This is a genomic window from Kiritimatiellia bacterium, from assembly GCA_028715905.1.
GTDB lineage: Bacteria > Verrucomicrobiota > Kiritimatiellia > JAAZAB01 > JAAZAB01 > JAQUQV01.
On sequence record JAQUQV010000076.1, the window covers coordinates 1 to 8,748 of the forward strand.

Consider the following 8,748-nt stretch of genomic DNA (forward strand, 5'->3'; position numbering starts at 1 on the left):
CGCGGGGCCATGCGCGAGGTGATTGAACTGGCCCAGCGCCTGGACCTGCAATACACGGTGTTCGGGGCCGGCTCCGCAAGCCATGTGACTGCCGCCAAACGCGCCGCGGGGGAGAGCTTTGTCTCCGATCGTAAATATGATCCCGCGAACGTGCGCGACGCGCACGCTCTCGCGGAAGACCTTGATAAAAAACTGGACGGCGATTATGACCTTATTGTGCTGGGACACGTCAACTGGAGCTCTTTCCCGATGCACCTCCGCTATAAGATGCTGAAAAAAACGCGCGACGGCACATCGCTGGTCGGCCTGATCCGCACCCCCGATAAATACCTGCAGCGCGCGCTGGCCGCAAGGGAAACGCCCGATTTGCGGGCTTTAATTCCCTTCAAGGGACTGCCTGTTTTTGAAAAATATGAGGACAGAAACGCCTGGCTTGACGCCACGGTTGACTGCGCCCGGTTCGGCAAAGGCAGAATATTGTCGTTGAAAGGTTATGATCCGCCCTCGGTGCTGCAGGCGCTTACCCCCGAGGTGCCGGCCGGCGGCCGGCTGGATCCTAAATTCACGGAGTATGATTATTACCTGGCCTGGCTCGGGCATCTGATGCGCTTCGCCGCCGGGCGGACAACGGTCCAAATATCCGGCCCGGATCACCTGACGGCCGACCGCGCCCTGCTGACCAACATTGCCTATTCCATTTCCGGCCCGGACGGCCGGCCGGCGACCTGCGTTTTCGTTTTCCGCAACGATGCCGGAATACCATCCGTTTCGCAGGAAAAGGAAATAAAGCTTTCATCCGGCGGAACAAAAGTCAGCTTTGAAATCCCGCTTTCTCCGGCCGGACGATATTTTGCCGACATCTGGGTAAAGGACGGCGGCAAAACGCTGACCTACGGTTCTTCATTCGTGGAATTGACCGGCGACCCGGTCATCGCGGCGATTGAACTCAATAACGCCTATTACCGGATGAACGACAAAGTTACCGGCAAAATCAGGGTGGCCGCGAAAAAAGCGGCGGACGGACTTGAACTTGTTCTGCGCCAGCGCGATTCCCACGGCCGCGTAACGGCCGAAACGCGCCTCGGCCTGCCCGGCATCGCGGCCGGCGCGGAACATTCGGCCGCTTTTGAACTCGCGGGCGCCAGACCGCTGACCATCGTGCAATACCTGGAGGCGGAACTGCGCCGGGGCGCCGATCGGCCGGATTGGAAAAGAAAAGCATTCTCAATTTCAGACCTGCCGCCGCTTGACGATGTCCGCGTGGTCGGATTCGGCCGGTGGTACGAAACCGGCCAAGGAACTTATCCCTACCTGGAATACCATATGTTTCAAAAACTGGCCGAAATGGGGTTTGACACGCGCCTGATGAGGGGGTTTAGCGAAATATCACTCCTTGCCAACATGCGCTACGAACCCTACGCGGTGAGGATTTCCGATACAAAAACGGATTGGTATGGTGGCACCAGCCGCCGCACGGCCGACAACCACGTGCGCAGCCCCTGCCTGCTGGATCCGAAACACCGCGCTGATCTGGCCAAAACGCTCTCAAAACGATGCGCGGAGGTCCGGGCGTATTCTTCTTCGGAAGTCAGCATGGGCGACGAGTGCTTTTTTGTGGCCGGACGCTATGAGCTTTGTTTCTGCCCGCACTGCGTCGCCGCCTTTCACAAATTCCTGGCGGAAGAATACGGCACGGTGGAAGCCATGAACAAGGAATACGGCGCGCAATACAAAACCTTTGAGGATGTCCGGCCAATCACATTGGACGAGGCAAAGGCAAACCCGCGCCTCCAGCCGCTCTGGGTTGATTTCCGCCGGCACATGGAAAACGTTTATGCGGGCATATACGCCTTCGGCAAGGAAGTTGTGCGCAAATCCCTGCCGGCGGCCAAGGTGGGCTACGAAGGCAGCGACACCAAAATTGACAGCTACCGCGCCGCCGATCATTATAAAATCATGCAGGTCATGGACTTCAACCAGACTTATGACGGCGCAATAGTGCCGCAGCTGGTGACGGACTTTGCCCGGCCGGGGACGGAGCTGGGGTTGGGCTGGTACGGCGGATACAACACCACGCGCAATCCGGAATCCATGCGCTACCGGACATGGCGGAGGCTCTTCCGCGGCGCAAACATGTTGGGAATTTATTCCCCCAACGCGGCCGGATGCAATCAACCCATGATGGCGCCGGACATGTCTTTGTTTGACTTCGGCAAAACTCTCATTGAGGAAATAGCCGCTATCAGAGGCGGCATCGGGAAACTGATAACAACGTCCCGGCGGGCCGACGACGGCATCGCCGTATTGTATTCCTCTCCCAGCATCCACGCCGCGACCCTCACCGACGGATTGCCGCAGATGGAAAAGGTCTTGAACGCCGCCGCGCCCCTCTTTGAGGACGCCCTGCGCCAATTCCGGGTACTGGCTTACGCGCAGGTGGCCGGCAACGCCCTGAAAAAAGACAAATACCGCCTCCTCTGGATGCCGTATGCGCAGGCATTATCGCGACAGGAGGCGGCGGAAATTGAGGCGTTCGTGCAGGAAGGCGGAATTGTCATCGCAGACCTGCGCCCGGGCGTGCGCAATGAACATGGCCGGCCATACGAAAACGGCGGAATACTTGACAAAGTGTTCGGCGTGAAACAATCAACCTCCGGGCCGGCGCCAACCAACTGCGCCGTTAAAATTGACATGGAGGGATATTCCGCCGTGCTGCAGAACGCGGCCTGCGACCTTTCGCTTGAACTGGGAACAGGCGCGGCGCGCGCAAGGCTGGCGGACGGCCGGCCGGCCCTGGTTTTCAACCGGTACGGCAAGGGTAAGGCCATTCTGCTTAACTTTTCCCTGGCAGACTATGCCGGCGTCCAGGGCGACTTGGAATCCGGAGTCGTTGAAGCGGGCGACAACGCCCGTCTCATCCTGGATTTCTTTAACGTTTTGATGAAACAGGCCGGGCTGGACGATCCCGAGGTTACGCTTGAGCCGCAAGTCGCGGGCGCGCGGTTTTACCGCTTTACGAAAGGCGCGAACATTTATCTCGGAGTCCTGCAGGAGTTGCCGGAACCGGAAGCAGCCTATACGAAGGGAACGGCCAAACCGCTGGTTGCCCGCCCGGCAATTATGAAATTGCGCGAAAAAATGCATATATACGACACGCGCTCCGGAACATACCTTGGGCATTCCAACCGGATACAAACTCTCATAACGCCGGGCCGGAGCATGGTGTTTGCCTTGCTGCCATATAAAGCCAAACGCCTGCGTATCCGCGTCGGCAACGAAAATCAGGCCGCGGGTCAAGACAAATTCGGGTCAAAATACGGCGCTTTTCTGAGCGGAATATTCAACAAACTGGCGGGGCGCGCGGGCGCCAATCCGGCCGCCGCCGGCCGGCCGGGCGAAGCATTGACATACGAACTGATTCTTGAAGGAACCGACCGCCCCGGACATCATGTGTTTCATGTTGACCTGACCGCGCCGGACGGCAAAATTGTTTCATATTACTCCGGCAACCTCGCCGCCGAAAACGGCCGCGCCAAAGGCGTTGTTCCCCTGGCGCTGAATGAGAAGCCGGGAAAATGGAAAATACGCGCGCGCGATGCGGCCACCGGCTTGAAAGCGGAAGGCGAGTTTGAAATCAAGGCGATAAATCAGGACTGACCGTCCACTCAACAACGAAAGGCAATAAAAATGCGTTTAACAATCATCCCGGCCGGAATAACGGCCATCCTGACATGCTGTGTTCTGTGCGCAACGGCGCGCGCGGAAAACTCCGCGCCGCATTATCTCCACGAAGCTGTGCGGGCCAAAACAACGCCGGTGATTGACGGCCGGCTGGACGATCCCGCCTGGCAGAACGCGCCGGTATGGAGCGGGTTCATGGAAACCGCCGAAAAAAAGGCGGACAATCAGACTTCTTTCATGGCGCTCTACGACGACCGCTATTTTTACCTCGGAATCAAATGCGCCGAACCGCGCACCGCCGCCATGGTTGCCGAAAAGCGCAACGGCCGCGACGCCGCCGTGTGGAATGACAACTGCGTGGAAATCTTCATGGACCCGGCATTTACACGCTCTCATTATTACTATCAGCTTGTTGTCAACTCAAAGGGGGATTTTTGTGACGGACACGTCCAGGATAAAAGCTGGAATCCGGAGTTTGACCTGGAAATCAGCGTAACCGAGGGAAAAGAATGGTGTCTTGAAATGCGCCTGCCCTTTTCCGCTTTTGACCGGCCGCTGCCGGAAGACAAGCCGCTCTCGCCGGCAGTCTGGGGGTTTGCCATCGCCCGCTGCCGCCAGACCAGCGTTTTTGAGCGCTCGTATTTCGGCGCCATATACGGAAAACATCACCAACCCGAGCGTTTCGGCCGCCTGGTGTTCAGGGAGTTTCTCGTCAAGGCCTGCCGCGCGGAACACGAAAAAACCGCCGGGGCGCTCGCCGCGAACCCGGATGCGGCGCAAAACCTGAAAAAAGAACTGCAAGAAAATGCGCGGCGGATTGACCGGCTGGAGCGCATCGCAGCCGAAGCCGACCTGCCCGCATGCATCCGCGAATATGACGCCATTACCGCGCAATATAAAAATATTTCCGAGCAATACAACGAATCCGACTGGGACGCCCGCTTTGAAGAGCTTTTCAAAAAATAAGGAGGGCCGGAAGATTGGCCGCGCGAATTTCATGTTTTTTAATTGTTAAATACGTCCGCGCCGGCTGGGCGCCGCCGCTGTTGGCGGCTGCGTTTTTCGTCCACGGCGCCTGCGCCGAAAACGATCCCTGCGCCGGCCTGCGCCGGCTCGGCTGCGGCGAAGGGCTCTGGGCGCGCGCCGACGATGACGTATTATCCCTTGAGCCGCCGCAAACCCGCTTGGTTACGGCTCCAAAGGGCCAGTCCGGAAAAATCATCATAAAGGACCAGACCGCGACGTTTCATCTGTGCCGGCCGGGCTGTTACCGCACCCGCCGCACCAACCGCCGGCATAATTTTAGCGAGCTGTTTCTTTTGTGCCCGGCCGGCTGTTACCAGATCCAACACCGCGCAAAATACCGCGAAGGCGTCCCGCCGCAATTCATCGCCGGCCATGAATATATCGGCATGCCCGCGCCCACACGCTGCAACTGGTATCACAGCGGGTTCCTTGGCCTGGAATTGAACGGCATCAACCTGGGCGAATCGCCGGTCAGCAGCATAACGCCGGCGGAAACCCGCGGACGCGGCATACTTGATATGGTCTGGCGCCACGAAGCGGCCGACGTCCGCGTGCGCTTTCTAGGCCGGCCCGGGAACGCATGGCTTTTCTGTGAAATCGCGCTGGAACCAAGACTGCCGATCGCATCCATCGCCGTTTTGCTGAGAAACTATCCCGCTGTTTTGAACAAAAACCAGCCCGGCGCCCGGCGCATCCTGACCCCCGGAGCGCTTGTCAAGGAAGGTGAAACCAAAACACTCTCTCCGGATCAGGGCTGGTGGGCGCTCTATTATGACGATGTTTTTGATGCCGCCGCGGGCAGGGGGGAAGGCCCCTGCGCAATGATGGTACTGCCCGAGGCGCTTCGGGATATCCGCTTCGCGCCGGACGGCTACGCCGTGGATACCCGCATCGCCTGCCGTCCAACCGCCGTAACTATCCGGATGGCATTCCGGGAATTCAAGGGTAAAGCCAACGCCGCGGCGTTTGCCGAATTGCACAATGAGGCGGAAGCGCTGCGCCAAATACTGCAGACCGCGGATTTTACGCCAAAAACAATCATAAACGATGCGCCGCTTTTCCGCGACAAACTGCAGGAAACGCGCCGGGCGCTGGCCGACCCCGGCCTGTGCAAACTGCTCGGCGACAGACGCACGGCCGAAATCCGGAAGTGGCATGACGCATACCACGCCTGGAACCCGCCCGGCGGAGCGCTTTCCATTCGCAATCAGGAAACATTGCTCCGCGCCCTGGATGAATTCAATGCGTTTCTGTGGGAAATGCGCCTGGCCGGGCTGGTTTCCGATAAATAGCTTTGTCATTTGAAGCAAACAACATGCAATAAAAGGCACGCATGGGCGCGCAGGAAATACGGCACGGCGGCATTGCCGCCTGCGAGCAAAAAAACAATGGGAGGCACATGATGTATCCTGCAAGAAAACATGCCAAACGCATTCCGTCGGGCATCCTGCTGGTTTTGATAACGGCTTTTCTGGCCGCGGCCGGTTGTTCCTGCCGCATGGATTACCCAACAAAACAAAATATTCCAGAGTGCGAGGCCATACATCCCAAGCCGGCCGAAACTCCGGAGTTTACAGCCGGCGGCATGAAGTCATATAAATTAAGCGCCATGAAAAACATAAAGTTTGACGTCTGGCACCAAAGTAAAAAAGATTACACCATTAATCACAACGGTTTTGTGGAGGACGCCGAGCGGCCCGGCGAAAAAATCTACAAGCTGGACGTTACCTTGGAAACGGGCGCGAGCATTTACCTCGGAATTCCCTACGACATCCCCCTTGAAAACCCCGTGACTTTAAAATGGATTTACCGGATCGGCGAGGAAAGCAGCATGTCGGGGACTTATAATTTCGGGGGGGAAATGTATTTTCGTCCGGCTTTCGGAGGTTATGTGTACAAAGGTTTCTCCGATTTTCCCGTTGCAGCCGGGGGATGGAAAACCGTGGAAACAGACGATGTTTTCCAGCATGCCCGGACCGCCGCTCATCTGGTCGCGCGCAAATATTTTACCGCCGTTGAACCGGAAAATCTTTCCCCCCGCTTGAACAGGTTTGCCGTATATATGTCCGGCGGCCGCGGGGCCGGCGGGGCAAGAATAGCGCTGTATATCAGGGATATTGTTCTGAGCGGCGCGGCGTCGTCCGATGAGGACATGCAAAAAATCATCAGCGCAAGGTGGGAGCCCGTCCGCGAAAGATACCGCGAAAAAGCCGCGGCCTGGAAGCTGGACTTGGAACAGGTTCGGGGCGAAATGGCGCAGGAGGCGGAATCAGCCTTGCCGCAAGTCCGAAAAATACAGCAGGAACTTATGGCAAACTTAAACGCGCTAGCAAGGCGGGTGGAGAGCGTGGAAAAAAACGGATCCGCCCGCCGGGACGTTGAGGAAGCCATGCGCGCGGAGATCAAAGGGTTAAAACGCGCCGGCGGGAATTTGAAACTCATGGAGCGCTTTCTGCAGAACGGGAACGCGTATCTTCCCTTCGTGGTTGCCCCGATAAGCGATTTGCCAATCCTGCCGGATGAATCCATAAACCTTTGCGCAGTCGGCGAGATTTCCACCGAAATAAAAATCACGGCGGCGCCCGGCGAGTTCCAGCCGGCCAGCTTTGTGGTGTGCGCCCTGTCCGATATCGCCGGCCTGAAACCCATCGCTTCCAAACTGGAAAATGCCGGTAAAATCATTCCTTCCGAAAATATTGACGTAAAACTGGTGAAATGCTGGTATCAGGCCGGCACGGCCGGAAAAAACACTTCCCAGCAGAGCGACAAGAGGGTCCTGGTGCCGGAGTTGCTGCTCAACGACGACTCCCTGGTAAAAGTTGACCGGGAACAGGAAAAGAACTTCCTCAAGCTCTCTTTCCCCGGCCGGGAAAAATACGTCTGGATCAGCAATCCCGATGAGAAAGAATCAGGGGAAATAGAGGGCGATTACGAGCTCGGCCATTACAAACTGCTCCTGCCGGAAAATTTCCCGGTCCGGGACAGCCCGCGCCTCCTGCCGGTGGATGCGGCGAAAAATTCAAACCGTCAATTCTGGGTAACGATCAAGACGCCGGAGGACGCCGCGCCCGGAACCTACACCGGCAAAATTGACCTGGTCTCTTCCGCGGGCAATATCGGCTCGTTCAGCCTGGAGCTGAAGGTTCTGCCGTTTAAGCTCAGCCCGCCCTATTATGTTTCCAGCGTATATTACCGCGCCCAACTCTCCCAAAAATATCCCCGGGGGACGGTTTCCTCGGAATACAAGAGCGGGGCGCAGCTTGCGGCGGAGCTGAAGAACATGGCCGAACACGGCGTCTTGAACCCCACCTGCTACCAGCCGTTTTCCGACAAAGCGCTTTTGGAGCAACACCTTGCGGCGCGCAAAAAAGCCGGCATGGATTCCGATGTTTTATATTGGTGCTACGCTCTTGATATAACTTCCGACGGTTCCCCGGAAGGCATTCTTAAGCTGAAAGAGCGGGTGGCCGACGCCTTGAAAGCGTTAAAAGGATACGGCCTGAACGATGTGTATTTCTACGGCAAGGACGAGGCCCAAGGCGAAGCGCTGGCCGCGCAGAGGCGGGACTGGCAGGCCATCCACGAAGCGGGCGGCAAGGTGTTTGTGGCCGGATACTTGCGGGAGAATTTTGAGAAAATGGGGGATATTCAGGACCTCCTGATCTGCGCCGGCCAGCCTTCCGCCGACGAGGCGGCCAAATGGCGCTCCGCGGGCCATAAAATATGGTGCTACGCAAATCCACAGGCCGGCGTGGAAAATCCGGCCGTTTACCGGCGCAATTACGGCATTTTGTTGTGGCAGAACGATTACGACGGCGCCGCTACTTTCGCTTATCACACTTCCTACGGGAACATATGGAATGATTTTGACGGCCACTATCGCAACGAGAATTTCACCTACCCCACCGTTGACGGGGTGATAGACACCCTTGCCTGGGAGGGCTACCGCGAAGGCGTGGACGACGTCCGCTACCTGACAACCCTGCTCAATGAAATCAAGATTGCCAAAAACAAACCCGGCCGAAGCGGGGCCGCGGCGGC

At 57.6% G+C, this 8,748-nt stretch carries 4 protein-coding genes; all 4 read left to right on the plus strand.

The window, feature by feature from the left end:
• On the plus strand, positions 1–3,657 hold a 3,657-nt coding region (locus PHP98_10865), incomplete at its 5' end, for a beta-galactosidase trimerization domain-containing protein (GenBank protein MDD5484128.1).
• Positions 3,658–3,687: 30 nt separating this feature from the next.
• The gene (locus PHP98_10870; GenBank protein MDD5484129.1) at positions 3,688–4,647 is read left to right on the plus strand and encodes a carbohydrate-binding family 9-like protein; all 960 of its coding nucleotides are present in this window, start codon (positions 3,688–3,690) and stop codon (positions 4,645–4,647) included.
• A gap of 14 nt (positions 4,648–4,661) precedes the next feature.
• Complete coding sequence (locus PHP98_10875; GenBank protein MDD5484130.1) at positions 4,662–5,999, plus strand: hypothetical protein; 1,338 nt, start codon at positions 4,662–4,664, stop codon at positions 5,997–5,999.
• Positions 6,000–6,109: 110 nt separating this feature from the next.
• Positions 6,110–8,748: hypothetical protein (locus tag PHP98_10880; GenBank protein ID MDD5484131.1), on the plus strand; the 2,639-nt coding region annotated here is incomplete at its 3' end.

Coding starts and splice junctions, on each gene's coding strand:
- PHP98_10870 (MDD5484129.1), top strand. CDS start 3,688: ATGCGTTTAACAATCATCCCGGCCGGAATAACGGCCATCCTGACATGC.